Genomic DNA, 24,461 nt, shown 5'->3' with positions numbered 1-24,461 from the left:
CAATGTTCCCCGACGCCCTGCTGGACCGTTTCGCGGCCCCGATCCGCGCCCTGCCCGACAGGAAACGCGCCCTGACGTGGCGGCTGATCCGCATTGTTCTGGCGCTGCTGGCCGGCGCCGGGACGGCCTTTGCTCATCCGCCGTTCGGAGTGCTGATCGGGCTTCTGGGTTATCCGCTGCTGATGATCCTGTCAGAGCGGTCCGACACGGCGCGCGGCGCCTTCTGGATGGGCTGGCTGGCGGGGTTCGCCTATTTCTTCGTCGGCTGCTGGTGGGTGGCCGAGGCGTTTTTCGTCAATCCCGAACAGGCGTGGATGGCGCCGTTTGCGGCCAGCCTGCTGCCGGCGGGCCTGGGGCTGTTCTGGGGGACCGCCTGCGCCCTCTATCGCCGGTTCGCGCCGCTGGGCGCCGTGCGAGTGCTGTTGTTCACCGCCCTGTTTTGCGCCGCCGAATGGCTGCGGGGGCATGTGCTGACGGGCTTTCCGTGGAACCCGGCCGGCGCGACCTGGCGCGCGGGCGGCGGCATGTCTCAATTCGCCTCGGTCGTCGGCGTCTATGGGCTGAGCCTGGTGACAGTCGCGGCGACGGCGGCTTTCGCGCCTTTGATCGGGCCGGGCGACAAGCGCAGCCGCCTGATCTCGGCGGGCTTGGGCGCCCTGGCCCTGATCGCCGTCGGCGGCTTCGGCGCCGTCAGGCTGGCGCAGTCGGATCTTCAGTTCACCGACACGGTCGTCCGTCTGGTTCAGGCCGATGTGAAGCAGGAAACCAAATGGTCGCCCGAGGCCTATCGCTCCATCGTCGATCGCTATGTCACCCTGACGGGTCAGGCGTCGGCGCGCACGCCCAATGTCGTGGTCTGGCCTGAAGGCGCCCTGCCCGCCTCGGCCAACGACGTCTTCGCCTCAGCCGACGCCCAGGCCATCGCGGGCGCCCTGCGTCCCGGACAGACCTTGCTGATGGGCCTGGCGCGCGGCGAGCCGGACCTGACCGCGCCCGAGGGCGCACGCTATTACAACAGCCTGTTCGCCCTGGCCGACGAAGGCGGGGCGGGACTGAGGGTCGCCGCCGTCTATGACAAGCACCGGCTGGTGCCGTTCGGCGAGTACCTGCCTCTAGGGTCGATCATGACCTCCATCGGCCTGCGCAGCCTGGTGCATATGCCCAGCGACTTTTCCGCCGGACCGACGCCGGCCCCAATTTCGGTTCCAGGGGCCCCGCCGGCGCAGGTGCTGATCTGCTACGAGAGCCTGTATCCCGGCTTCACCCCGGGCGCAGCCGGGCGGCCCGAGTGGATCGTCAATGCGTCCAATGACGCCTGGTTCGGCGCGACCTCGGGCCCGCGCCAGCATCTGAACCTGGCCAGCTATCGCGCCATAGAGGCCGGCCTGCCCATCGCGCGGGCCACCCCGACCGGGATTTCGGCCATGATCGACCCGTGGGGCCGGATAGTCGAGGGCCAACGGCTGGAGCCGGGCGTCATGGGCGTCATCGACGCCCCCCTGCCCCGTCCGACGGGCGTCACGCCCTACGGTCGATTTGGCGATTTCCTGTTCTTTTTCTCAGTGCTAACAGCGTTCATCCTGTCCTTGTGGCCGTCGATCCGGCGATCTAGGGTCCAAGGGAATCAAGCAGCGATCTAGGTGAAGGGTGACGGCGATGGCGCGTGAAAAGGACGAGGATCCGCATCCCGTCGATCGCCATGTCGGCCGTCGCGTTCAGGAAAAGCGTCTCGACCTTGGCCTGACCCAGACCGCCCTCGCCAAAGCCGTCGGCGTCAGCTTCCAGCAGGTGCAAAAGTACGAGAAGGGCACGAACCGCGTCTCGGCCTCGAAACTGTTCGAAATGGCCGAGTTCATGAAGGTCGGCATCCCCTTCTTCTTCGACGGCTACAGCAGCGCGACGGTCGGCGTCGCCGAAGAGGCGCCCGCCTTCGACCACGAGCATCGCCCCACCAAGACCAGCGTTGAGATCACCCGCCTGGCGCCGCGCCTGCCCGCGCGCAAGCAGAAGCTGATCCTGGACATGATGCGGGATATGTTGGGCGACGACGACACCCAGAACTGAGGTCTAGCCGACCGCGACGATCTCGGCCGACTGACCGGCCACCGTCACCTCGTCGCCGACCCTTTTGCCCATGACGGCGCGGGCGAGGGGCGAGACATGGCTGACCGAGCCTGCGGCCGGATCGGCCTCGTCTTCGCCGACGATGCGCCAGGTCTGGGCGCGCCCATCCTCGCGCTCGATGGAGACCGAACCCCCGAACCGCACGGCCCCATCATCCTCGGTCGGCGCGATCAGTTGGGCCGAAGCGCGCCGTGGGGACCAGTAGCGGAGGTCCCGCGTCGCGCGCGCCATGGCGGTGCGGTCGCTCTCGATCGAGCCTTGCACCTGGGCGGCCGTATAGGCGGCGCGGGCCGAGGCCAGTTCGGCCTCGATCGCGGCCAGCCCCTCGGGCGTGACCAGATTGGGATGGGGCGAGATCGGGCGGTCCGCCAGGTCGGCGGCGGTGGCTTCCAGATCTTCTTCGCGGGTGAAGGCAACGCTCATGACACGGAACATAGCGATGACGACGCCTATAGCCAGCGCGGCCGCAAGCGCGCAAAGCCACGCCATGCAACAGTCCCCCAGTCTTACGACCTCTCGCACCGTTCACGTGATCGGCGCCGGTCCTGCCGGATTGATGGCGGCCGAACGGCTGGCGCAGGCAGGGGCGGCGGTCGTGGTGCACGACCGGATGCCGTCCGTGGCCCGCAAGCTGCTGATGGCCGGGCGCGGCGGGCTGAACCTGACCCATTCGGAACCGCTGGACCGGTTCATGACCCGCTATGGGCCGGCCCAGCCGACGGCCGCCGCCTGGATCGACCGGTTCACGCCTGCCGACCTGACCGCCTGGGTCGAGGCCCTGGGGCAGGAAACCTTCGTCGGCTCAAGCGGGCGGGTGTTTCCAAAGGCCATGAAGGCCTCCCCCCTGGTGCGGGCCTGGCTGGCGCGGCTGGAGGCGCAGGGCGTCGACGTCCGCACGCGCTCGCGCTGGACCGGTTGGCGCGACGGCGCGCTGACGTTCGAGACGCCGGAGGGCGAGCGGCTGGAACGACCCGACGCCGTGGTCCTGGCTCTGGGCGGCGCCAGCTGGCCGCGCCTGGGCTCGGACGGGGCCTGGGCGCCTTGGCTGGAAGCGCAGGGCGCGTCCGTGTCGCCTTTCCGACCGGCCAATGTCGGCTTCGATGTGGCCTGGTCGGCGCTGTTCCGTGATCGGTTCGCGGGCCAGCCGCTGAAAGGCGTCGCTGTCACCCATGGCGACCGGACGGCGCGGGGCGAGGCGATGATCGCCCGTTACGGTATTGAGGGCGGCGCCATCTATGCGCTGTCCGCCGCGCTGAGGACGACGGTCGAGACGGAGGGGCGCGCCGAGATCCAGATCGACCTGAAGCCGGATGTGGCGGTCGGAAAACTGACCGACCGTCTGTCGAAGCCGCGCGGCAAAGCCAGCCTGTCGAACCATCTGCGCAAGGTGGTCGGACTGGAGGCGGCCGCCGTCGCCCTGCTGTATGAGGCCGGCCCCCTGCCCGCCTCGCCTCGGGCCTTGGCCGAGCGGATCAAGGCCATGCCGCTGACCCTGACCGGCGTACAGGGACTGGAGCGGGCGATCTCCTCGGCGGGCGGCGTCGAACTGGACGCCGTGGACGAACGGCTGATGCTGGCGGCGCGTCCGGGCGTTTTCGTCGCCGGCGAGATGCTGGATTGGGAGGCGCCGACCGGCGGCTATCTGCTTCAAGCCAGCTTCGCCTCCGCCGTCGTCGCGGCCGAGGGCGTCATCGACTGGCTCGACAGCCGGGACTGAGAAAGGCAGGGTCGCGCGGTTCGATCAGGAGTATCCGATGCGCCACGCCCTCCCCGCTGTTTCCATCCTGGCCCTGATGATGGCCTGCTCGCCGGCCCTGGCGCAGGAGACGACGCCGAACATCGACGCCGCGCGGATGAATGAGTCGGTTCGGGTTCTGGCGTCGGACGATTTCGAAGGCCGCGCCCCCGCCTCGGCCGGCGAGGAAAAGACCGTAGCCTGGTTGGTCGAACAGTTCAAGGCGGCGGGGGCAGAGGGCGGCGGGCCGGACGGCGCCTTCGTCCAGGTCGCCCATCTGTCGCGCACGCGCCAGGACGGTCCGGCGACCGTCGTCGCGACCGTTGGCGGCAAGACCATCAGCCTGGAGCGCGGTCCCGACGTTCTGGTGTCCAGCGACCGGCCGACCAACCACATCACAGTGACCGACGCGCCTGTGGTCTTCGTCGGCTACGGCGCGACGGCGCCCGAGCGCCAGTGGGACGATTTCAAGAACATGGACGTGCGCGGCAAGGTCATCGTCGTCCTGGTCAACGATCCGGACTTCCAGGCGCCCGACGGGGATCCGGTCGCGGGCAAGTTCGACGGAAACGCCATGACCTTCTATGGCCGCTGGACCTACAAGTTCCAGGAGGCGGGTCGTCGCGGCGCGGCGGGGGTGCTGGTGGTGCATGAGACGGCCGGCGCAGGCTATCCCTGGTCGACGCTACAGAACTCATCGGCCGCGCCCAAGTTCGACATCGTGCGCGCCAACCCCGACGCCGAGCGTGCGGCGTTCCAGGGCTGGATCCAGCGCGCCAAGGTGGAAGAGCTGTTCACCGCCGTCGGCCTCGACTTCGCCGCCCTGAAGGACAGTGCGCGCAGCGCCGATTTCAAGCCCGTCGTCCTGCCCGGCCTGACGATGAGCGTCGATTTCGGCCAGATCGCCGACAAGGTGGAGACCAAGAACGTCATCGCCCGCATTCCCGGTTCGGAACGCCCGGACGAGACCGTCATGTATGGCGCCCACTGGGACGGCTACGGCGTCGGCACGCCGAACGCCCAGGGCGACAAGATCTATAATGCGGCGGTGGACAATGCGACCGGCGTCGCCGCCCTGCTGGAGCTGGCCCACGCCTTCGCCGACGGTCCGCACGCCAAACGCTCGGTCGTCTTCGCCGCCTGGTCGGGCGAGGAGGCGGGCTTGTTGGGCTCGACCTATTATGCCGCCAACCCGGTCTGGCCGCTGGAGACCACAGTCGCCAACATCAACGTCGACAGCCTGCTGCCCGGGGCCGAGATTGACCCGAACGTCGTCGTCATCGGCAAGGGCAAGAATCAGCTGGACGACATTCTGGCGCGCCATGCCACCGAGACGGGCCGCACCCTGATCGCCGATCCGGCGCCCCAGGCCGGGGCCTTCTATCGTTCGGACCACTTCCCCCTGGCGCTGAAGGGTGTGCCAGCCCTGTTCCCGGCGGCGGGTTTCACCGGCGCCAGCGCCGCCAGCCGCGACTACGTCCAGAACCGCTATCATCAGCCCACGGACGAATGGGATTCGACCTGGACGATGGACGCCGCCGCCGCCGATGTGGCCCTCATCTACGCCGTCGGTCGCGAGTTGGCGGACGGGGATCAGTGGCCGGAATGGAACGCGGGGGCCGAGTTTGGCCCGGCGCGGGACACCTCGAAGGCGTCGCGGCGCTAGAGTTCCAGCTGAAGCTCGGGTGCGGCGGCGGTCGTCGCGGCGCCCAGCGGCAGATGCAGGATGAAGGCGGCGCCCTTGCCCGGCTCGCTTTCGACCTCGGCCCAGCCGCCGTGCAGTTCGACCAGGGCTTTGACCAAGGCCAGGCCGACGCCGGGGCCGCCGCGCTCGCGCCGCACGAAGCGGTCGAAGACGTGGGCCTGTAGGTGATAGGGGATTCCGCGCCCGGTGTCGGACACCGTCAGGCGGATTTCGGACGGGCCCGTCTCCGCCTTCAGCTCCACCGCCCCGCCTTCGGACACGGCGCGCGCCGCATTCTCCAGCAGATGATCCAGCGCCTGGGCGATGCGGTGTTCGTCGGCGCGGATGGGTTTGAGATCGGCGGGACAGGACACGGTCAGGGTGGCGCCGCGTCCCTCGACCCGCGCCCGGACCTTTTCGGCGGCCTGGCTCAGCAGGTCGCAGACACGCAGATCGCCCAGCGACAGCTCCATCTCGCCGGCGTCGATCTGGGCCATGTCCAACACGTCGTCGATGGAGCGGGCCAGTTGGCTGGCGGCGATGCGGATGGCGCCCGCGTGCTGGCGGCTGCGCTCGGGCAGGTCGCCCATCGTCTCCAGCAGCTCGGAATAGCCGACGATTGTCGTCAGCGGCGTGCGCAGCTCATACGAGACGCTGCCCACGAACTCGCGCTTCAGCGCCTGGCTTTCGGCCAGGGCCTGTTCGCGCTGCACCAGCGCTTGCTCCAGCCCGCGACGCGCCGTCACGTCCGAGAAGGCGACCAGGGTCGCGCCGTCCGGCAGGGGGCGGGTCTGCCAGGCGGCAACGCGACCGTCCACGGTCCGGCCCTCGCCCGAGATCGCGACGCGACTTTCGGGATCGGGATCGGCGACGCGCGCCTTCAGCCCCAGCCACAGGGCGGGATCGGGCAGCACGGCCTTGCACAGTTCGGCCAGAGCGTCGAAGTCCGAGGCCGTCGCGATCTTGTCCGCTGACAGGTTCCAGAAGGTCTCGAACGCCTCATTGTGCAGCCGCAGTCGCCCATCCGAGCCGAACACGGCGACCGCGTCGTTCAGCTTGTCCAGCGTCGCGCGCTGAACCTGGATCTGGGCGTTGAAGCGGCTGCGCAGCTTCAGCTCGTCGGTGATGTCCGAGAAGATCAGCAGAATGCCGCCCAGCGGGTGCGGCTGGCGCACGACGCGCAGGGTGCGCCCGTCCGGCAGGGACCAACTGTCGTCCGGCGAGGCCTCCGACGCGCCATAGAACTCAAGCTCCCGCGCCTTCCAGCCGGCGTAGTCGACCACCTCGGGCAGGCTGCGACGCTGGCGCAGGCGATCCAGCAGCTCGGCATGGGTCGGACGTTCGTCCAGCCAGGCCGCGTCGATGTCGAACAGGGTCTGGAAGGCGGTGTTGTGGAAGGCCAGCCGCTTCTGCGGGCCGAAGATCGCGACGGCGTCGGCCAGGTGGTTCAGCGTCTCGTCATGGGCGTCGACGTGGCGGCGCAGGGTGTCGCGCGTCTCTTCCGCCTCGGTGACTTCGATGGCGAAGGCGGTGACGGCGCCGCCGCCCGCCGGCTCGGCGATGATGCGCCAGGCGCGCCGCGAGCCACCGCCGGTCGTCCAGCGGAAGCCTTCCTGGCGCACGCCCAGCCGCGCGGCCTCGGCGACCAGGGCATCGGCGCCGCGGTCGAAGGACACGCCCTTTTCGACGGCGTCGTCGATGCTTTCGGCATTGGTTTCGTTCAGCCAGGCGCGGTTGGCCCAGGCCAGTTTGCCGGTCCCGTCCACGACCCAGGTCGGGGTCGGCGAGGCGTCGCCCAGCAGGGCCAGGCCGCTTTCGGTCGCATCCGCCCCGGTCAGGGTGAAGCGCGAGGCGGGCGACAGCCGCAGCCAGGCCGAACCGCCCGCCACCCGGCCCTCGATGCGCCAGGGCTCCACATCGTCCAGCGCAACCAAGCCTTCGAACGCCTGACCTTCATGAACCAGGGCGTCGATCAAGGCGCCGTGGGTGATGCGGAGTTTGTTCAGGACGGCCGCTCCGGCGTCGTCATCGTCGCCCGCCAGCCGCGCGATCAGTTCGGCCGAACCGATCGGCAGACCGGCCGCCTGCCCGTCCGGCGTCAGGGCCAGGCTGACGTCGTCGAAGGCGCGCAGCATGGCGTCATGGCGGCTGAGGTCGGCCAGGGCCTCGACCCGCTCGCGCTCGGCGGCGACGGCGGTCTCATGCAACCGCCCACGCAGCAGCAAGGCCCAGGCGCTGACGGCCATGGCCAGTCCGGCTGCGCCCGCTGTGGCGACATAGGCGATGTCGGCCTCGGCCATTCGTGTCCCTGGAGAAGAGTCTCAGCCCCGATTCGCTAACCATACTCCAAGCGCGCGAAAAAGCGGCAGTCTCGTGATCGCGTCATCGCGCCCCGTTGCGGCAGGGCGTCGGGGCGGCGATATCGCGGGCATGACCGACCCTATCGCCCCCTCTCTCGATGACTTCGCCCGCCTAGCGCAAGAGGCCTTCGACGCCCTGCCCGGACCGTTCAAACAGGCGGCGGGCGAGGTGGTCATCCGCATCGACGACTTCGCCGACGAGGCGACGCTGGCGGAGATGGAGATCGAGGATCCGTTCGAGCTAACGGGCCTGTACCATGGCGTGGACATCGGCCGGCGCGACAGCCTGGGCCCGGCGGCCGAGCCGGCGCGGGTCTTCCTCTATCGCCGCCCCATCCTGGACGAATGGTGCGAGCGCGGCGACGTGGGGATCGGCGAACTGATCGCCCACGTCCTGATCCACGAGATCGGCCACCACTTGGGCCTGACCGATGACGACATCCACGCCATCGAGGACGACGCCGACTGAACCCGGCCTATTTCGCCGCCGGATAAGGCGTAGTCACCGCGCCGGAGATCATGCCGGGGATGGCCTCGCCCAGGCCCAGCAGTATGAACTGGATCGCCAGGGCGCACAGGATCAGGCCCAGCACCTTAACGATGATCGCCATGCCGACCTCGCCCAGCAGGCGGCTGAGCGACCCGGTCAGGGCGAAACAGACGAAGGAGACGGCGCAGGCCGCCGCGATCGCGACCAGCGAGCCCATGGTCCCGGCATAGCCCAGCTTGGCCGCCTCGCCCGCCTGGATGATGACCGCCGAAATGGCGCCGGGGCCGATCATCAACGGAATGGCGAAGGGCACGACCAGACGCTGGAACCGCCTGCGGGCATAGCCGCGCACGTCCTTGGAATCGGCCAGCGCATCCTTGTCGGCGAACATGGCCAGGAAGTCGCCGCGTGCCATGTCCAGCCCCAGGAACAGCAGCAATATGCCGCCCGCGATGCGGAACGCCGCCAGCGAAATGCCGAAGAACTGCAACAGGCCCAGGCCCGTGAACAGGAAGAAGGCCAGGAAAACGGCGGCGAAGGCGCAGATCAGGGCCGAAACCGAAATCCGCTGACGCAGGGTCGCCCCGGCCGTCGCGGCGGCGAAGATCGGCAGATTGCCGATCGGGTCCAGCAGGGCGAACAGGGTCACGAACAGGTTGACACCCAAATCGACTGCGTTCATCGCCTGCCCTCGCCCTCAATCCATCACGCCGCCCTGCCGACGCGCCCTCGTGTCCGGCATAGCCGCTCAGCGCGAGTCCGTCGATGACCGATCCCCAAACCCTCTCCGATCGTGCGCCCGACGAGCGGATCATCTGCGCCCTGGACGTCCCGACGACGGCTGAGGCGGCCGCCCTGGCCGAGCGGATCGGCGATGCGATCGGTTTCTACAAGGTCGGACTGCAACTGTTCGCGGTCGACGGCATGGCGCTGGCGCGGGAACTGAAGGCGCAGGGGCGAAAGATCTTCCTGGATTGGAAACTGCACGACATCGGCGCGACCGTGGAGAAGGCGACGGCCAATCTGGCGGGCGCCGACTGTGACCTGTTGACGGTCCATGCGCGGCCCCAGGTCATGGCGGCGGCGGCGCGCGGCGCGGCGGGCTCGAATATGAAGGTGCTGGGGGTTACGGTCCTGACCAGCCTGACGGCCGAGGACCTGTCCGCCGACGACCACAGCCTGTCGCCGGCCGATCTGGTCGAGCGGCGCGTGCGTCAGGCGTTGGAGGCCGGGATCGACGGCGTCGTCTCCAGCCCGCATGAGGCGGCGCGTGCTCGGGCTCTGGCGGTCGAGGCGGGCCGGCCCGACTTCCTGATCGTCACGCCCGGCGTGCGACCCGTCGGCGCCGCGCTGGACGACCAGGCGCGGGCGGCGACGCCCGAGGCGGCGCTTCAGGCCGGCGCGACCCATCTGGTCATCGGTCGGCCGATCACGGCGTCGAGCGATCCGCGCGCGGCCGCGAAACAGATCGCACAGCAAATCGCCCTGATCTGAAACAGACCAGGGCGACCGTTTCGTCTTCGGTTGTTCTCGCGCCAGGCGATCAGCCGCGCTCGCCTGGCTCCTGGGCGTAGCCGTGACGCGGCGGAGCGTGGGGCGCGGGCGCTTCGGGCGGCGGCAGGTCCCCGTAGTAGCCCGACGGCGGCGGCGGGGGCGGAGGCGGCGGCGGGGCCGTGTTCACTTCCGGCGGCGCCACATAGACATGAGCCGGGGCCACATTGACCGGCGCGGATTGCACATAGACCGGCGACTGATCGACATAGACCGGGCCGCCGACCTCGACCTGGGCGGGCGCGACATTGACCTGAGCCGGGGCGACCTGGATGTGTTGCGGACCGATGTTGACGGGCGCCGACTGCACATAGACCGGGGCCTGATCGACATAGACGGGCGGGCCGACATCGACCTGGGCCGGGGCCAGGTTGACCTGCGACGGAGCCACTTGGACGCGCTGCGGCCCGATGTTCACCGGCGGCGCCTGCACATAGATGGGCGGCTGTTCGATATAGGTGGGCGGTCCCATCTCGATCTGGGGCGGGGCCATGCTGACCTGCGAAGGCGCGACATAGATGCGCTGCGGCGCGATCTGGACGGGCGGCGCCTGGACATAGACCGGCGGCTGATCCACGTAATGCTGCTCATAGCGGTGTTCGTAGCGGACCGGCGGACGGCAGTTGCAGTCGACCGGACGTCCCGGATACGGACGCCAGCCTATATAGTCACGGCCGAACCCATAGACTGGATAGCCGACCGGGGCGCTGACCGGAGGACGGCCGACCAGGACCGAGGTCGCGCTGACGCCGCCGACATAGCCGCCGCCGTAATAGCCGTCCGAATAGCCGCCGCTTCCGACATAGGTCGTGCCGCCGCCGACATAGCCGCGCTGGAAGCTGGAAGCGCTGGAATAGGACCGGGCGCTGCTCGCCGAATAGCTGGAGGCGCTCGCATAGGCGTTGGCGTTGGCATTGGCGTAAGCGCCGCCGTTCACGTTCACATTGACGTTGTGGTTGGCGTTGTAGTTGCCGCCGCCGTAGTGACCGCCGCCGCCGCATCCCCCGCCGCAGCCGCCGCCGGGATGGCCGCCGCCATAACCCCCGTGACCGGGACCACCGGCCAGAGCGGGCGCTGCGGAGAGCAGCAGAGCCGCCGACGCGGCGGTAAGTATCGACTGTATCGTCACGGGACAGACTCCTCTGAGTTGTCCCGTGACTGGCAAGTCCGGCGCCTGTTTCTTAAGGCGTGGTTAACCTTTGCGCCCGTCGCAGCAGGCCCGACGTTTCAGAAATCGACCGCCAGACCCTTCTTCTCCCAGTCGCCGAAACGGGTCGGTTCGGGACCGGTCGGACCGCCGTATTCCATGTCCGCCTGAACGGTCGTTTCCGCCGCGCGACGATCCGCCGCTTCCTGAAGCGCGCGCCGCGCGGCCTCGTTGAGCGGCCGTTCAGGCGTGGCGTGGGGCACGTCGGCATTGAAGACGGGCGCCGCAACCGGCGCTTCTTCAGCGTCATTCGGCGCGAGGGTGGGATGTTCGGTCACAGGGCGGCTCCCTTGAGGCTTGATGCGCCTTCTCTCAAATAGAGGTTCAAGCCCGTGACGCCAGACGGATCGGGAATGGAACCACGATGAACCATCTGAAGACCTTCATTCTGTTGGCGGCGATGACGGCCCTGTTCGCAGGGGTCGGCTATTTGATCGGTGGCGCGACCGGCATGGCGATCGCCCTGCTGTTCGCGGGCGGGATGAATCTGTTCAGCTACTGGAACGCCGACAAGATCGTGCTGAAGATGTACCGGGCCCAGCCGGTCGACGAGCAGCACCCCAACGCCGTGGTCCGCAACTATGTCGCCGACGTGCGCCAGATGGCCCGCGACGCCGGCCTGCCTCAGCCGCAGGTCGCCATCATTCCCAACGATCAGCCCAACGCCTTCGCCACGGGCCGAAACCCCGAGAACGCCGCCGTCTGCGCCACCACCGGCCTGCTGGACATGCTGACGCGCGAGGAGGTGCGCGGGGTGATGGCGCACGAGCTGGCCCATGTGAAGAACCGCGACACCCTAATCATGACGGTGACGGCGACCATCGCCGGCGCCATTGCCGCGCTCGCCAACTTCGCCCTGTTCTTCGGCGGCAACGACCGCGAGCGGCCGGGCGGCGTTATCGGCACGATCGCCCTGATGCTGCTGGCGCCCATGGCCGCCGGTCTGGTGCAGATGGCCATCAGCCGGGGCCGCGAATATGAGGCCGACCGCGTCGGCGCCGAAATCGCCGGCGATCCCCAGGCGCTGGCTTCGGCCCTGCAGAAGATCGACGCCTACGCCCGGCGGATCACCAATCAGACGGCCGAGCGCAATCCAGCCTCGGGTCAGATGTTCATCATCAATCCGCTGGCGGGCCGCGGCGCGGACAATCTGTTCTCGACCCATCCGGCGACGGGGAACCGCGTCCGGGCCTTGATGGAGCTGGGCGCGAAGATGGGCATCCAGTCCCGCGCCCGGACGCCGGACCTGACCCAGCCGCGACCGGCCGCTGGTTTCACGACCACCGGCGTCCCGACTACCCCGACGGAGCCGCGCGGCCCCTGGGGGTGACGATGCGGGTGAACATGGGGCTGATCGTCGCGGCCTGAACGCCGTTTGCGGTTTGCACTCCGCGACCGGATCACCTCAGATGCGCCCCTGTTCAGCCATCGGGCTTTCTTGGGGAAATCCATGTCGCGTCTGCTCGCCTTCGTCTCCGCCGCCGCTCTTCTCGCCACGCCGGTCGCCGCCCAGTCGGTGGACCGCGTCGCCGTCAATGGCATCATCGATCAGGGGCTGAACCACAGCCAGGTGATGCAGACCGCCGCCTATCTGACCGACCGGATCGGCGGGCGGATGACCAACTCGCCCCAGATGCGCGAAGCCGAACGCTGGGCGCAGCAGCAGTTCCGCGACTACGGTCTGTCCGACGTGCGCGCCGAAGGGTTCGAGTTCGGCCGGGGCTGGTCCATCGTCCGCTCCAGCGCCCGCATGACCGCGCCGCGCCCGCTGGATCTGCGCGCCATCCCGGTGGCCTGGACGCCCTCGACCAATGGCGTGATCAGCGGCGGCGTGATCGTGGCCCCGATCTCCAAGGTCGAGGATTTCGACAAATGGCGCGGTAAGCTGTCGGGCAAGATCGTCATGCTGTCCCAGCCGGGCACGGGATCGGAGCCGACCGAGCCGGCCTTCCGCCGCTGGACCAGCGCCGAACTGGCCGAGCGCAACACCTATAATCAGCCTCAACATTCGCCGGCCGCCATCGAACGCTCGCTGAAGACCGTCAACTTCGCCACTCAGCTGGACGCCTTCCTGGCTGAACAAGGCGCCCTGGCCTGGGTGCGGATTTCCCAGCGTGACGGCGGCCTGCTGCACGGCACGGGCTACACCTATCAGGTGGGCGCCACGCCCAAGCTGGCGGGGATGGAGCTGGCGGCCGAGGACTATCGCCGTCTGGCGCGCCTCGCACTGACCGACGCGCCGCCGACGCTGGAGCTGATGAGCGAGGTCCGGTTCCACGACGAGGACGTCAACGCCTACAACATCCTGGCCGACATCCCCGGCACGGCGCGCGGAACCGAATACGTCATGGCCGGCGCCCATCTGGACAGCTGGGTCGCCTCGGACGGCGCGGTCGACAACGCCGCCGGCAGCGCGGTGGTCATGGAGGCCGCCCGCATCCTGAAGGCGCTCAACGTCAAGCCCAAGCGCACCATTCGTTTCGCCCTGTGGAACGGCGAGGAGCAGGGCATCCTCGGCTCGCTGGCCTATGTCGACCGGCATCTGGCGACGCGGGCTGCGTCGAACGATCCGGCGCTGGCGGGCCTGCCGGACAACCGCACCTGGCGCAGCCGCTGGCCGATCGAGCCGCGCGCCGGCTATCGCGATCTGGTCGCCTATTTCAATCTGGACAACGGCTCGGGCAAGATTCGCGGCATCAACGCCGAGGGCAATGTCGCCGCCGCCCCGATCTTCCAGGAATGGCTGGCGCCGTTCGCCAGCATGGGCGCGACGACGGTCTCGCTGCGCAATTCGGGCGGCACCGACCACGTCTATATGCAGACCGTCGGCGTGCCGGGATATCAGTTCATCCAGGACCCGCTCGACTATTCCAGCCGCCTGCACCACACCAGCATCGACAGCTATGACCACCTGAAGGCCGACGACCTGCGTCAGGCGGCCGTCATCCTGGCCAGCTTCCTGCTGAACGCCGCCAACCGCGACGAGCCCCTGCCTCGCATGCCGCTGCCGACCCAGCCCACGCCGAGCGATCCGTTCGAATATCCGACGGCGGATTAAGAGTTGAGGGGCGAGGAAAACCTCGCCCCTTTTCTTCTTATCGGATCACGCGCGCTCGACGCACATCGCCACGCCCATGCCGCCGCCGATGCACAGGGTCGCCAGACCCTTCTTCGCGCCCGAGCGCTTCATCTCGAACAGAAGCGTCGTCAGGATGCGCGCGCCCGAGGCGCCGATGGGATGGCCGATGGCGATGGCGCCGCCGTTGACGTTGACCTTGGCTGGGTCGAGACCCAGTTCCTTGACCACGCACAGGCTCTGGGCGGCGAAGGCCTCGTTGGACTCTACCAGATCCAGATCGGAAACGTCCCAGCCCGCCTTCTCCAGCGCCTTCTTCGACGCCGGGATCGGGCCGGTCCCCATGATCGACGGATCGACGCCGGCGGTGGCGTAGGAGGCGATTCGGGCCAGCGGCTCCCGCCCGCGCGCCTTGGCCTCGTCGGCGCTCATCAGCACCAGGGCGGCGGCGCCGTCGTTCAGCCCGGATGCATTGGCGGCGGTGACGCTGCCGTCCTTGGTGAAGGCCGGTTTGAGCTTCTGCATCAGCTCCAGCGTCGCGCCGTGGCGGATGTATTCGTCCTTGTCGACCGTCACATCGCCCTTGCGGCCGGGGATAACGACCGGCGCGATCTCGTCATCGAACTTGCCGGCGTTCTGGGCCGCCTCGGCCTTGTGCTGGCTGGCCAGCCCGAATTCGTCCTGCGCCTCGCGGCTGATGGACCATTTTTCGGCGATGTTCTCGGCCGTCTGCCCCATGTGATAGCCGTTGAAGGCGTCCCACAGGCCGTCCTTGACCATGGTGTCGACCAGGGCGACGTCGCCCATCTTGTGACCGTTGCGCAGCTGTTGGGCGTGCGGCGCCTGGCTCATGCTCTCCTGACCGCCGGCGACCACGATCCTGGCGTCGCCCAAAGCGATCTGCTGGGCGGCGATGGCGACGGCGCGCAGGCCCGAGCCGCAGATTTGGTTCAGGCTCCAGGCGGCGGCTTCCTTGCGCACCCCGGCGCCGACGGCGGCCTGGCGCGCAGGGCCCTGACCCGCGGCGGCCTGCAACACATGACCCAGGATCACCTCGTCGACCTCGTCGCCGGAGACACCGGCCCGCTCCAGCGCCGCCTTGATGGCGATCTCGCCCAGCTTGGACGCCGGAAGCGACGACAGGGCGCCCAGGAAGGAGCCGACCGGGGTGCGCGCGGCGGAAACGATGACGACGTCGGTCATGGGATTTCACTCTTTGGAGAATAACTCGGCGTGACCGTTTTGCCGCATTGCAGCGCGTTCGTCACCTGCGACGACATGGACAGGGCGCGATTCAGCCAATCGTCACCCTGTCGGCGCATTGTCGGGGAACGATAGAGGCGATCGACGGATTGGAAGGTCCATGCTGCGCACGCTGAAACGTCTTGTCACCCACGTCTGCACGCCGGACGAGCTGGACATGATCGAGCACTATCCGACGCGCGCGGAAAAGCTGGCGGATCTGTGGGTCCACGTCGTCGGCCTGATGCTGGCGGCGGTCGGCGGCATTATCCTGGCGGGTCTGGCCGGGGTCTATGCGGGGATCGGCGGCGTGATGGCGACCGCCATCTATGCCCTGTGCCTCGTCGGCATGCTGACGGCCTCGACCATCTACAACTGGACCAACCCCTGCGCCGCGCGACCGGTGTTGCGGCGACTGGACGAGGCGGCGATCTTTTTGATGATCGCCGGCAGCTACACCCCCTTCACCACTCAGCGGTTCGAGGGTCTGTGGGCCATCGGATTCACCACCCTGATCTGGACCCTGGCCTTCCTCGGCGCCGGGGTGAAGCTGTTCGCGCCGCGCATCTCGGACAAGTTCTGGAGCGGCGTCTATGTCGTCTTCGGCTGGCTGGCGGTCGCGGCGCTGAAGCCGATGGTCGAGACGGTGCATCCGATCGCCTTGGCCCTGCTGGTCATCGGCGGCCTGATCTATACCGCCGGGGTCTTCGTCTTCATCAGCCCGCGCGTGAAGTTCCGCCGCGCCATCTGGCACGGCTTCGTCGTCACCGGCGCCACGGTCCACTGGACGGCGGTTCTGGTCGGCGTCGTGCTGGCCCCGGCCATGAGCCACTGAACGACCGTCCGGTCCCGGCGCTTTTCTCCCCCTCTGGCGCATCGCGTCGCAACGGAGGATAGTGACGCGTTGCAACATCGCGAGAACAAGCGTGGCTGACGAAAAGACCAAGGGTGGAAAGACTGGCGACAGCGCTCAGGTCGTCATCAAGAAGTATGCGAACCGCAGGCTCTACAACACGCGGACCAGCGCCTATGTGACGCTGGAAGACCTGGCCACCATGGTGCGCGAGGGCACGGAGTTTGTCGTCTATGACGCCAAGACCAACGACGACCTGACCCGCCAGATCCTGACCCAGATCATCTTCGAGGAAGAGAGCCGGGGCGAGGCCTTGCTGCCGGTTCAGTTCCTGCGCCAGCTGATCGGCTTCTACGGCGGTCAGATGCAAGGCGTCCTACCCTCCTATCTGGAGATGTCGTTGGCCAACTTCGGCCGTCAGCAGGAACAGTTCGCCAGTCAGATGGGCCGCGCCTTCGGCACCGGCGCGGGCGCGACCCTGATGGAGGACGCCGCGCGGGCCAATATGGCGATGTTCGAGCGCGCCATGCAGATGTTCCCGGCCTACACCTATCCGCGCGCCGAGCCGACCCCGGCCGCTTCCGATGACAAGGCTGAGCCGGCCCCGCCGCCCGAGGCGCCGGACGCCTTGGACGAGATGCGTCGCCAGATGGACGAGATGCGTCGTCAGATCGAAAAACTGGCGGGCGGCAAGAGCAAATGACCGACCGGATCCAGGCCGTCGGCGGACCGGACCGGGTGGATCGCCGCGAAGGCGAACGCCGCGAGCGTGAGCGGCGCGCCCGATCCGCCTCGCGCGCCCTGGTCCCCGTCGATGCGCCTGAGATCGCCGAACCCCAACCGGCCCCGGCAAGAGCTGCCGTCCTGCCGACGCCCGAGCCCGGCGCCGCCGCCTTCGTGGCCCAGCAGATGGGCCAGAGCGGGCAGAAACGCGGCCTGCGCGGCGGCCCGCCGGTGCTGGATGCGGCCCGCTCCGCCTACCTCGGAGCCGAATATTCGGGCGCGGCCGAGCGTCGTCCGAAAACGGGCAAGACCGCCAAGACCGACATCTGAGCTGACGCCGCTCGGGCGGCACGGGGTTTGCTGGGGGCGAGGCAGAACGCTCTCAGCCGGACCCGCCCATGCCCGCCGTCTTCGCCCTTCTCGCCAAAGCCTTCGACGTCGCCGTCGTCGCCCTGATCTTCACGGCTTTTTCTTAAGGGCTATCGCGCTTCGCGCTACTTGAGCCCGTTGTTGGGGAGAGCCGTTGGGCTCACGCTCCGCCGAAATCGAAGTCCTTGCGCGACGCGATGATGGTCACGATGAACCCGGCCAGCACGTCCAGCAGGATCATGATCACGATCAGAAAGAAGGTCGAGGTCGCGAACCCCGGCAGCAGCAGAAACTCCACCAGCACGCCTATGAAAAGGATCATTGACAGGGCGTGATTGATGATGGCGATCCGCTGGCTGGAGGTGGACTTCACCAGCTCGAAGAACAGCAGGATCAGGCCGAGAAACAGGATCAGATCGCCGGATCCGATCGTCCATTGCGCGCCCGAGGTCATCGTGACGGAAAACAGCGGATCGCGCAGCAGCACGTCCGCCTGCACCATCCCCGCCCCGCTCGGCGCGCCGAACAGCACCACGATATTGTAGAGCACCACCGGGATCAGCAGCAGCGGAATGGCGAGCAGCATGGACGGTCCTCTTCGCAGCCGGTCCAACGGCTACGCCTGTTCACCCTGATTTAGCGCCGTTTTCAAAACGCCGCCACAAGGGTTCAAGCCTTGGGAAATCCGCCCGCCCGGCTGAGCGCCGACGGCGCCGGCCGGCCGATGGCCTCGCCGATCCAGCGCGCCGTCGCGATCAGGGCGTCCAGGTCATAGCCGGTTTCGAACCCGCCGCGCGCCAGCATATAGGCCAGGTCTTCGGTGGCGATGTTTCCCGTGGCGCCCGGCGCGAACGGGCAGCCGCCGATCCCCCCGACCGAGGCGTCCAGCACGTCAATCCCGGCCTCGACGCCCGCATAGGCGTTGGCCAGGCCTGTGTTGCGGGTGTCGTGGAAGTGCAGGCGCAGGCTCGCGTCCGGTGCGGCCGCCCTGGCCGCCTCGACCTTTTTCGTCACCGCCCAGGGATCGCCCGCGCCGATGGTGTCGGCCAGACCGATCTCGCCCACGCCCATCTCGGCGATGGCGCCAACCATGTCCGCGACCTGGTCGACGGAGACCTCGCCGTCGAACGGACAGCCCCAGACGCAAGAGATCATGGCCGAAAGCGACGGCGCGCCCTCGCTGGCCTCGGCGTTGTGGCGGCGGGCGACGATCTCGCCCAGCATGGCCAGTTGATCCTTCACCGCCAGGCCCTGGTTCTTCAGGCCGAAGCCGTCGGTGGCCGCGACTGAGACATTGACCTCGTCCACCCCGGTCGCCAGCGCCCGATCATAGCCCTTGCCGTTTAACACGAGGCCGATACGGCTGCGGCCCGCCTCGTGAGGCAGGGCGGCCATGACCTCCTCGGCGCCGGCCATCTGCGGCACATATTTGGGGTGGACGAAGGAGACGGCCTCGATCCGCTTCGCCCCCGCCTGCTCGAGCCGCCGCACCAGATCGGCGCGGACGGCGGGCTCAAGCACCGCCTTTTCGTTCTGCAGCCCGTCACGCGGCCCGACTTCGACGATCTGGATGAAGCGGCCCATTACTCGGCTCCCGCTGCGGCGTTACCGTTCCCGTTTCGGGGCGGCGGCGCATAGACGGTCAGGCTGACCGGATCGCCTGCCGAATAGTTGTAGCCGTTGACCGTCCCGACCGCGCGACCGGACACGCCCAGACGCGCCGCCGCCGCACGGAAGGCGTCGGCGTCGCGTCCCTCGACGATGGCGGGCCGCCCCTCCGCCAGGGCCTCGGCCGCGCCCTGGGCGTCGGTCAGGTCGGTGTCTCGCCCGGTCAGGAAGACGAAGCTGGGTTCATGGAAGCCGCTGATCGCCACCGGCCCCGGCGTGCGGCCCTGACGCGGGTGCAGATCGGCCGCCTCCAGCGCCTTTTCAAGCTGGGGCGCGATGGCCAGGGGCCGCAGTTGGCGGATCGTGCCCGACAGAGCCGCGTGCGCCACGATCCCGAAGGCCAGCGAGGCGACCAGCGCTGCGACCGGCGCGCGGTTCAGCAGAAGGAAGCCCCCCATCGCCCCCGCCGCCAGCGCCATGACCACCGTCAGCGCCGCCCAGGTCTGGGCCGTCGAGGTGCCATAGACGGTCAGTCCATAGACGGTGATGCCGATGATCAGCAGAGCCGCGAACGCGCCCAGGACCGCCCCGGTGATGCGCGAGACCTTGCCGATGGGTTGGGCCAAGGCGGCGGCCGCCAGCAGGGCCAGCGCTCCGAAGGTCGGCAGGGTGTAGTGCCACAGCTTGGTCGGCGCCAGTTCGAACATCAGCCAGCCCGGGACCAGCCAGCAGACCAGGAACCGGATCGCCGGCTCGGCCCGTCGGGCCCACCCCGTCGAGACGGCGGCGGGCAACAAAAGGGTCGAGGGGAAGAACAGCAGGGGCGCCAGCAGCAGATACATGCCGGGGAAGCCCGAATGGCTTTCGTGCGCCCCGGCGATCTTGGGCGCCAGGTCCCCGCCGATGGCCTCGCGCCAGAAACCGCCGTCGGTGGCGATGGTGATGGCGATGGCCCACGGTCCGACCATCAGGGCGACCAGCGGCAGACCCCACCCCCAGCCGAGGCAATACAGCCATTTGATGTTCCGATCCCAGATCGACAGGGCGATGATCGCCAGGGCCACGACCAGAAACCCGATCGGTCCCTTGATCAGGATCGACAGACCGATCCCGATCCAGAACAGCAGTTTATGCGGCCGGATCGGGCGTTCGCCCGCCTTCGTCGCCATATAGATGCGCGCCAGCGCCGCCATGGCCAGGGTCGTCGCGCCGCACAGCATGGCGTCGGTCTTGGCGATCCCCGCCTCGGTCGACAGCAGGAAGGTCGCCCCCATGATGGCGCCGCCGAAGAAGCCGACCCGGCTGCCCAGCATGGCCGAGCCGGCCCAGGCCACGGCCCAAGCCGCCAGCATGGCGCCCAGCAGGGAGGGGATGCGATAGGGCGCGATTTCGCGGTCCTCGACATCCGAGGTCAGGCCCACGGCGATCGCCTGCATCCAGTAGATGCCGACCGGCTTCTTCCAGCGCGGCTCGTCCTGATAGCGGATGTCGACATAGTCGCCGCTTTCCAGCATCTGGGACGTGGCCTGGGCGAACCGGCTCTCGTCGCGATCCAGCGGCGGCAGCAGCAGCAGGCCCGGCAGGCCGGCGATCAACGTCAGCAGGGCCGCGAGAACCGGCCCGCGCCAGCCGGCGATGCGGCCATCCAGATCGAAAGTCTTCATTCCAGACTCCTTACACGGCGACTACGCCTGCGTCAGCCGTCTCCCCTAAGCTCTCGTTATCCTCTATGGAGCGCCGATGACCGCCGAAACGCCCGAAATCTCCGTCGTCGTTCCCGTCCATGACGAGGCGGGCGCCGCCGTGCCCCTGGCGCGCGAGATCGCCGCCGCCTTCGCCGGCCGTTCGTACGAGATGATCTTCGTGGACGATGCGTCCAAGGATGCGACCTTGGCCGAGTTGAAGGCCGCCATGGCCGAACTGCCGGCCCTGCGCGTCCTGGCTCACGGGACCAATGCTGGCCAGAGCCGCGCGGTCCGCACCGGCGTCCTGGCCGCGCGCGCGCCGGTCGTGGTGACGATGGACGGCGACGGCCAGAACCCGCCGGCCGATGCGCCCCGCCTGGTCGATGCGCTTCTGTCCGCCCCCGGCGACGTGGGCCTGGTCGGCGGCCGTCGCGCCAAACGTCAGGACACCGAGGCCAAACGCCAGGCCTCCATCTGGGCCAACCGCATCCGCCGCAAACTGTTGGGCGACGACGCCGACGACACCGGCTGTGGACTGAAGGCCTTCCGCCGCGACGTCTTCCTGCGCCTGCCCTACTTCGATCACATCCACCGCTACCTGCCGGCGCTGATGATCCGCGAGGGGTTCAAGAACCAATATCTCGACGTGGACCACCGCCACCGCGAGGTCGGCCGCTCGAAATACACCAACTGGGGCCGCCTGCGGGCGTCGGTCTCGGACCTCTTGGGCGTCATGTGGCTGAAGACGCGGTCCCGCAAGCCGGGCGCGATTTCGGAGTTCTAGAACGCTGTCTCCTCCCCACCTCGTGGGGAGGTGGCGCGATGCCTCTTGCCGTCGTGACGGAGGGGCTGGCGCCGCACCTCCGACATCGGTGGGCCTTCAACAGCCCCTCCACCGCTCAGCGGTCCCCCTCCCCGCTTCGCAGATAGGATAGGCAAACAAAAAGGGCGGGACCTTGCGGTCCCGCCCTTCTGCATTTCAGCGTCGGTCAGCTTGGACTTAGAAGTCCATGCCGCCCATGCCGCCCATGCCGCCCATGTCGGGGGCCGAGGCGCCGCCCGACTTCTTGGGGGCGTCGGCGACGGCGGCTTCCGTCGTGATCAGGATGCCGGCCACCGAAGCGGCGTCTTGCAGGGCCGTGCGGACGACCTTGGCCGGGTCGATGACGCCCATCTGCACCAGGTCGCCGTACTCTTCGGTCTGGGCGTTGAAGCCGAACGAAGCGTCGCCGTTTTCCAGCACCTTGCCGACCACGATCGAGCCTTCGACGCCGGAGTTTTCGGCGATCTGACGGATCGGAGCCTGCAGGGCGCGACGGATGATCGCGATGCCGGCGTTCTGGTCGGCGTTGTCGCCCTTGACGTCGGCCAGGATCTTGGAGGCCTTCAGCAGGGCGATGCCGCCGCCCGGAACGATGCCTTCGTCAGCCGCGGCGCGCGTGGCGTTCAGGGCGTCGTCGACGCGGTCCTTCTTTTCCTTCACTTCGACTTCGGTCGAACCGCCGACGCGGAGAACCGCGACGCCGCCGGCCAGCTTGGCCAGACGTTCCTGCAGCTTTTCCTTGTCGTAGTCGGAGGTGGTGTCTTCGATCTGGCGCTTGATCTGGGCCACGCGGGCTTCGATCTCGTCCTTGCCGCCGACGCCTTCGACGATGGTGGTGTCGTCCTTGGTGATCGTGACCTTCTTGGCCTTGCCGAGCATGTCGATGGTGACGCTCTCAAGCTTGATGCCGAGGTCTTCCGAGATGACCTGGCCGCCCGTCAGGATGGCGATGTCTTCCAGCATGGCCTTGCGGCGATCGCCGAAGCCCGGAGCCTTGACGGCGGCGACGCGCAGGCCGCCACGCAGCTTGTTGACGACCAGGGTCGCCAGGGCTTCGCCTTCGATGTCCTCGGCGATGATCAGCAGCGGACGGCCCGACTGCACCACGGCTTCCAGGATCGGCAGCATGGCTTGCAGCGAGGTCAGCTTCTTCTCGAACAGCAGGATGAGCGGCTCTTCGAGTTGGGCCTCCATCTTGTCGGCGTTGGTGATGAAGTAAGGCGACAGGTAACCGCGGTCGAACTGCATGCCTTCGACGACGTCGACGGTGGTGTCGGCGGTCTTGGCTTCCTCGACGGTGATGACGCCTTCGTTGCCGACCTTGGCCATCGCCTGGGCGATCAGCTCACCGATTTCCGAGTCGCCGTTGGCCGAGATGGTGCCGACCTGGGCGATTTCCGAGTTGTTGGAGACCGGCTTGGAGTTCGACTTGATCTCTTCCAGCACCAGGCCGACAGCCTTGTCGATGCCGCGCTTCAGATCCATCGGGTTCATGCCGGCGGCGACGGCCTTCAGGCCCTCTTGCACGATGGCTTGAGCCAGAACGGTTGCGGTGGTGGTGCCGTCGCCCGCCTTGTCGTTCGTTTTCGAAGCGACTTCGCGGATCATCTGGGCGCCCATGTTCTCGAAGGCGTCTTCCAGCTCGATCTCTTTGGCGACCGACACGCCGTCCTTGGTCGAGCGCGGAGCGCCGAAGGACTTCTGGATCACGACGTTGCGGCCCTTGGGACCCAGCGTCACCTTGACGGCGTTGGCGAGCACGTTGACGCCGCGCAGCATCTTGTCGCGCGCGTCGGTGTTGAAGTGTACGATTTTAGCGGCCATGAGGGCAGCTCCTATCTATATGGATTGATTGAAGAACGTCGGACGTCGGGTGCTTAGGACAGCACGCCCAGGACGTCGGATTCCTTCATGATGATCAGGTCTTCGCCGTCGATCTTCACTTCCGTGCCCGACCATTTGCCGAACAGGATGCGGTCGCCGGCCTTCAGCTCCAGAGCATTGACCTTGCCGGTGTCGTCGCGGGCGCCAGGGCCGACGGAGACGACTTCGCCTTCCTGTGGCTTTTCCTTGGCGGTGTCGGGGATGATGATGCCACCCTTGGTCTTGGATTCTTCTTCAACGCGCTTGACCAGCACGCGGTCGCCGAGCGGACGGAACGCCATCGGACTTCTCCCTGTAAAACCCCCGGATCGGGGCGTTTTTGAAACGGTGTGCGGCTCTCTCGCGATCGCCGTTTTGGCAGCCGACCAGCGAGAGTGCTAACGCGAGCGGGAGTTAGGCAGAGGCAGGGTCATCGTCAAGCGGCGGCGGTGGATCGCCGCGCGAATTCTCTGTGACAAATGAACCGAAAATGAATGCCGACCTCCGGGGTCGTTCAAACTGGGAGCGATAGAAAGACCTCAACGCTGGATGCCTTCCCGCCCCGGAAACGCAGATCGGCAAGCAAACAAGGAGACCAAAATGTCCAAGCTGCTGAAGATCACTGCGGTCGCCGCCGCCCCCGTCGTGGCCCTGAGCCTGATGGCCGCTCCGGCTTCCGCCCAGTCGCGCGATCGCGACAACACCGGCCGTAACGCCCTGATCGGCGCCGCCGTGGGCGGTCTGGCCGGCGCCATCTATGGCAATGGCGACGGCAGCTATATCGCGGGCGGTGCGCTTGCCGGCGCGGCGCTGGGCGCGGTGGCCTCCAACCGCGGCTCGGGCTGCGAATACTACCGCGGCGGCCAATGCTACCGTAACCAAGGCCATTGGGAGCGCGAGCACGGCATCGACCGCAGCCGCTCGGGCTACGACTACCGCTACGACGGCCGCCGTTACGACTCGCGCTACGACCGCCGCGAGTATCGCAATGATCGCGACTACCGCTACGACCGCCGCTGGTAAGCGTTCGACGGTCTAGATGATCGGAAGGGCCCGTCCGGCAAGGAC

General features: G+C 68.0%; 24 protein-coding genes. 13 read left to right on the top strand and 11 right to left on the bottom strand.

The genetic code is table 11. The annotated features are described in order from the left end of the window. The first annotated feature begins 2 nt into the window (after positions 1–2). Both lnt and A4249_RS14700 read left to right on the top strand, forming a co-directional pair. Positions 3–1,640 (top strand): apolipoprotein N-acyltransferase, encoded by a 1,638-nt coding sequence (lnt, locus tag A4249_RS14705; protein WP_082854190.1) that lies wholly within the window; start codon positions 3–5, stop codon positions 1,638–1,640. A gap of 16 nt (positions 1,641–1,656) precedes the next feature. Further along, entirely contained in the window at positions 1,657–2,064 is a 408-nt protein-coding gene (locus A4249_RS14700) for a helix-turn-helix domain-containing protein (protein WP_017505491.1), read from the top strand. A 3-nt stretch (positions 2,065–2,067) separates the two neighbouring features. Here A4249_RS14700 and greA read toward each other — a convergent pair whose 3' ends face one another. Then, positions 2,068–2,547 carry a transcription elongation factor GreA gene (gene greA / locus A4249_RS14695; protein WP_066555295.1) on the bottom strand — a complete coding sequence of 160 codons (480 nt, stop codon included), beginning with the start codon at positions 2,545–2,547 and terminating at the stop codon, positions 2,068–2,070. Positions 2,548–2,611: 64 nt separating this feature from the next. Between greA and A4249_RS14690 the strand changes: the two genes are divergently transcribed. Continuing rightward, a complete protein-coding gene (locus tag A4249_RS14690) occupies positions 2,612–3,841 on the top strand; it encodes an NAD(P)/FAD-dependent oxidoreductase (RefSeq protein WP_066553976.1) in 1,230 nt (409 codons plus the stop codon). 37 nt (positions 3,842–3,878) lie between these two features. Then, positions 3,879–5,525: a M28 family metallopeptidase gene (locus A4249_RS14685; RefSeq protein ID WP_066553974.1), complete on the top strand. Its 1,647-nt coding sequence runs from the start codon at positions 3,879–3,881 to the stop codon at positions 5,523–5,525. Here A4249_RS14685 and A4249_RS14680 read toward each other — a convergent pair. Continuing rightward, complete coding sequence (locus A4249_RS14680) at positions 5,522–7,843, bottom strand: sensor histidine kinase (protein ID WP_066553971.1); 2,322 nt, start codon at positions 7,841–7,843, stop codon at positions 5,522–5,524. The two genes, A4249_RS14685 and A4249_RS14680, sit on opposite strands and share 4 nt — an antisense overlap. 130 nt (positions 7,844–7,973) lie before the next feature. On the opposite strand from A4249_RS14680, the gene A4249_RS14675 reads away from it, so the two are divergent. After that, positions 7,974–8,372: a metallopeptidase family protein gene (locus A4249_RS14675; RefSeq protein ID WP_066555292.1), complete on the top strand. Its 399-nt coding sequence runs from the start codon at positions 7,974–7,976 to the stop codon at positions 8,370–8,372. A gap of 7 nt (positions 8,373–8,379) precedes the next feature. Here the strand turns inward: A4249_RS14675 and A4249_RS14670 are convergent, their stop codons facing one another. Further along, positions 8,380–9,075: a MarC family protein gene (locus A4249_RS14670; RefSeq protein WP_066553965.1), complete on the bottom strand. Its 696-nt coding sequence runs from the start codon at positions 9,073–9,075 to the stop codon at positions 8,380–8,382. 83 nt (positions 9,076–9,158) lie between these two features. Between A4249_RS14670 and pyrF the strand changes: the two genes are divergently transcribed. Beyond that, positions 9,159–9,887 (top strand): orotidine-5'-phosphate decarboxylase, encoded by a 729-nt coding sequence (pyrF, locus tag A4249_RS14665; protein WP_066553963.1) that lies wholly within the window; start codon positions 9,159–9,161, stop codon positions 9,885–9,887. A 49-nt stretch (positions 9,888–9,936) separates the two neighbouring features. On the opposite strand, the gene A4249_RS14660 is transcribed toward pyrF, so the two are convergent. Together A4249_RS14660 and A4249_RS14655 are read right to left on the bottom strand one after the other, a co-directional pair. Next, positions 9,937–11,073, bottom strand: a complete 1,137-nt coding sequence (locus A4249_RS14660; protein ID WP_066553961.1) for a hypothetical protein — start codon at positions 11,071–11,073, stop codon at positions 9,937–9,939. Between the two features lie 98 nt (positions 11,074–11,171). Further along, the gene (locus tag A4249_RS14655) at positions 11,172–11,429 is read right to left on the bottom strand and encodes a DUF1674 domain-containing protein (protein ID WP_082854189.1); all 258 of its coding nucleotides are present in this window, start codon (positions 11,427–11,429) and stop codon (positions 11,172–11,174) included. Positions 11,430–11,515: 86 nt separating this feature from the next. Between A4249_RS14655 and htpX the strand changes: the two genes are divergently transcribed. Together htpX and A4249_RS14645 are read left to right on the top strand one after the other, a co-directional pair. Next, positions 11,516–12,481 (top strand): zinc metalloprotease HtpX, encoded by a 966-nt coding sequence (gene htpX, locus A4249_RS14650; protein WP_066553959.1) that lies wholly within the window; start codon positions 11,516–11,518, stop codon positions 12,479–12,481. 120 nt (positions 12,482–12,601) lie between these two features. After that, positions 12,602–14,209, top strand: coding sequence for a M20/M25/M40 family metallo-hydrolase (locus tag A4249_RS14645; protein WP_055808839.1), 1,608 nt, complete (start codon positions 12,602–12,604; stop codon positions 14,207–14,209). Between the two features lie 45 nt (positions 14,210–14,254). On the opposite strand, the gene A4249_RS14640 is transcribed toward A4249_RS14645, so the two are convergent. Beyond that, positions 14,255–15,430, bottom strand: coding sequence for an acetyl-CoA C-acetyltransferase (locus A4249_RS14640; RefSeq protein ID WP_066553956.1), 1,176 nt, complete (start codon positions 15,428–15,430; stop codon positions 14,255–14,257). Positions 15,431–15,590: 160 nt separating this feature from the next. Between A4249_RS14640 and trhA the strand changes: the two genes are divergently transcribed. From trhA to A4249_RS14625, 3 genes are all read left to right on the top strand, one after another. Further along, positions 15,591–16,304 (top strand): PAQR family membrane homeostasis protein TrhA, encoded by a 714-nt coding sequence (gene trhA, locus A4249_RS14635; RefSeq protein WP_017505478.1) that lies wholly within the window; start codon positions 15,591–15,593, stop codon positions 16,302–16,304. Between the two features lie 91 nt (positions 16,305–16,395). After that, positions 16,396–17,025 carry a polyhydroxyalkanoate synthesis repressor PhaR gene (gene phaR, locus A4249_RS14630; protein ID WP_066553951.1) on the top strand — a complete coding sequence of 210 codons (630 nt, stop codon included), beginning with the start codon at positions 16,396–16,398 and terminating at the stop codon, positions 17,023–17,025. Further along, complete coding sequence (locus A4249_RS14625; protein WP_066553949.1) at positions 17,022–17,375, top strand: hypothetical protein; 354 nt, start codon at positions 17,022–17,024, stop codon at positions 17,373–17,375. Before phaR ends, A4249_RS14625 begins: the two co-directional genes overlap by 4 nt. A gap of 199 nt (positions 17,376–17,574) precedes the next feature. Here the strand turns inward: A4249_RS14625 and A4249_RS14620 are convergent, their stop codons facing one another. The 3 genes from A4249_RS14620 to A4249_RS14610 all read right to left on the bottom strand — a co-directional run bounded on the left by A4249_RS14620 (position 17,575) and on the right by A4249_RS14610 (position 20,686). Continuing rightward, the gene (locus tag A4249_RS14620) at positions 17,575–18,000 is read right to left on the bottom strand and encodes a hypothetical protein (RefSeq protein WP_066553946.1); all 426 of its coding nucleotides are present in this window, start codon (positions 17,998–18,000) and stop codon (positions 17,575–17,577) included. Between the two features lie 83 nt (positions 18,001–18,083). Beyond that, positions 18,084–18,998: a hydroxymethylglutaryl-CoA lyase gene (locus tag A4249_RS14615; RefSeq protein WP_055808830.1), complete on the bottom strand. Its 915-nt coding sequence runs from the start codon at positions 18,996–18,998 to the stop codon at positions 18,084–18,086. Further along, a complete protein-coding gene (locus tag A4249_RS14610; protein WP_066553943.1) occupies positions 18,998–20,686 on the bottom strand; it encodes an ArnT family glycosyltransferase in 1,689 nt (562 codons plus the stop codon). The genes A4249_RS14615 and A4249_RS14610 overlap by 1 nt, the downstream gene beginning before the upstream one ends. A gap of 76 nt (positions 20,687–20,762) precedes the next feature. Between A4249_RS14610 and A4249_RS14605 the strand changes: the two genes are divergently transcribed. Continuing rightward, positions 20,763–21,491, top strand: a complete 729-nt coding sequence (locus tag A4249_RS14605) for a glycosyltransferase family 2 protein (protein ID WP_066553941.1) — start codon at positions 20,763–20,765, stop codon at positions 21,489–21,491. Between the two features lie 216 nt (positions 21,492–21,707). On the opposite strand, the gene groL is transcribed toward A4249_RS14605, so the two are convergent. Both groL and groES read right to left on the bottom strand, forming a co-directional pair. Then, positions 21,708–23,354 carry a chaperonin GroEL gene (gene groL, locus A4249_RS14600; RefSeq protein WP_055754584.1) on the bottom strand — a complete coding sequence of 549 codons (1,647 nt, stop codon included), beginning with the start codon at positions 23,352–23,354 and terminating at the stop codon, positions 21,708–21,710. A gap of 53 nt (positions 23,355–23,407) precedes the next feature. Beyond that, positions 23,408–23,695: a co-chaperone GroES gene (gene groES, locus A4249_RS14595; protein WP_055808823.1), complete on the bottom strand. Its 288-nt coding sequence runs from the start codon at positions 23,693–23,695 to the stop codon at positions 23,408–23,410. A gap of 298 nt (positions 23,696–23,993) precedes the next feature. On the opposite strand from groES, the gene A4249_RS14590 reads away from it, so the two are divergent. After that, positions 23,994–24,416: a hypothetical protein gene (locus A4249_RS14590; protein ID WP_066553939.1), complete on the top strand. Its 423-nt coding sequence runs from the start codon at positions 23,994–23,996 to the stop codon at positions 24,414–24,416. Positions 24,417–24,461 lie beyond the last annotated feature (45 nt).

It is taken from the genome of Brevundimonas sp. GW460-12-10-14-LB2 (genome assembly GCF_001636925.1).
GTDB classification, from domain to species: Bacteria; Pseudomonadota; Alphaproteobacteria; order Caulobacterales; family Caulobacteraceae; genus Brevundimonas; species Brevundimonas vesicularis.
This window is presented reverse-complemented; position numbering and strand designations above follow the sequence as displayed.

What these genes read in the sequence shown, in the direction of transcription:
- lnt (WP_082854190.1), top strand. Translation starts at nt 3, where the DNA reads ATGTTCCCCGACGCCCTGCTGGACCGTTTCGCGGCCCCGATCCGCGCC.
- A4249_RS14700 (WP_017505491.1), top strand. Translation starts at nt 1,657, where the DNA reads ATGGCGCGTGAAAAGGACGAGGATCCGCATCCCGTCGATCGCCATGTC.
- greA (WP_066555295.1), bottom strand. Translation starts at nt 2,547, where the DNA reads ATGAGCGTTGCCTTCACCCGCGAAGAAGATCTGGAAGCCACCGCCGCC.
- A4249_RS14690 (WP_066553976.1), top strand. Translation starts at nt 2,612, where the DNA reads ATGCAACAGTCCCCCAGTCTTACGACCTCTCGCACCGTTCACGTGATC.
- A4249_RS14685 (WP_066553974.1), top strand. Translation starts at nt 3,879, where the DNA reads ATGCGCCACGCCCTCCCCGCTGTTTCCATCCTGGCCCTGATGATGGCC.
- A4249_RS14680 (WP_066553971.1), bottom strand. Translation starts at nt 7,843, where the DNA reads ATGGCCGAGGCCGACATCGCCTATGTCGCCACAGCGGGCGCAGCCGGA.
- A4249_RS14675 (WP_066555292.1), top strand. Translation starts at nt 7,974, where the DNA reads ATGACCGACCCTATCGCCCCCTCTCTCGATGACTTCGCCCGCCTAGCG.
- A4249_RS14670 (WP_066553965.1), bottom strand. Translation starts at nt 9,075, where the DNA reads ATGAACGCAGTCGATTTGGGTGTCAACCTGTTCGTGACCCTGTTCGCC.
- pyrF (WP_066553963.1), top strand. Translation starts at nt 9,159, where the DNA reads ATGACCGATCCCCAAACCCTCTCCGATCGTGCGCCCGACGAGCGGATC.
- htpX (WP_066553959.1), top strand. Translation starts at nt 11,516, where the DNA reads ATGAACCATCTGAAGACCTTCATTCTGTTGGCGGCGATGACGGCCCTG.
- A4249_RS14645 (WP_055808839.1), top strand. Translation starts at nt 12,602, where the DNA reads ATGTCGCGTCTGCTCGCCTTCGTCTCCGCCGCCGCTCTTCTCGCCACG.
- A4249_RS14640 (WP_066553956.1), bottom strand. Translation starts at nt 15,430, where the DNA reads ATGACCGACGTCGTCATCGTTTCCGCCGCGCGCACCCCGGTCGGCTCC.
- trhA (WP_017505478.1), top strand. Translation starts at nt 15,591, where the DNA reads ATGCTGCGCACGCTGAAACGTCTTGTCACCCACGTCTGCACGCCGGAC.
- A4249_RS14625 (WP_066553949.1), top strand. Translation starts at nt 17,022, where the DNA reads ATGACCGACCGGATCCAGGCCGTCGGCGGACCGGACCGGGTGGATCGC.
- A4249_RS14620 (WP_066553946.1), bottom strand. Translation starts at nt 18,000, where the DNA reads ATGCTGCTCGCCATTCCGCTGCTGCTGATCCCGGTGGTGCTCTACAAT.
- A4249_RS14615 (WP_055808830.1), bottom strand. Translation starts at nt 18,998, where the DNA reads ATGGGCCGCTTCATCCAGATCGTCGAAGTCGGGCCGCGTGACGGGCTG.
- A4249_RS14610 (WP_066553943.1), bottom strand. Translation starts at nt 20,686, where the DNA reads ATGAAGACTTTCGATCTGGATGGCCGCATCGCCGGCTGGCGCGGGCCG.
- A4249_RS14605 (WP_066553941.1), top strand. Translation starts at nt 20,763, where the DNA reads ATGACCGCCGAAACGCCCGAAATCTCCGTCGTCGTTCCCGTCCATGAC.
- groL (WP_055754584.1), bottom strand. Translation starts at nt 23,354, where the DNA reads ATGGCCGCTAAAATCGTACACTTCAACACCGACGCGCGCGACAAGATG.
- groES (WP_055808823.1), bottom strand. Translation starts at nt 23,695, where the DNA reads ATGGCGTTCCGTCCGCTCGGCGACCGCGTGCTGGTCAAGCGCGTTGAA.
- A4249_RS14590 (WP_066553939.1), top strand. Translation starts at nt 23,994, where the DNA reads ATGTCCAAGCTGCTGAAGATCACTGCGGTCGCCGCCGCCCCCGTCGTG.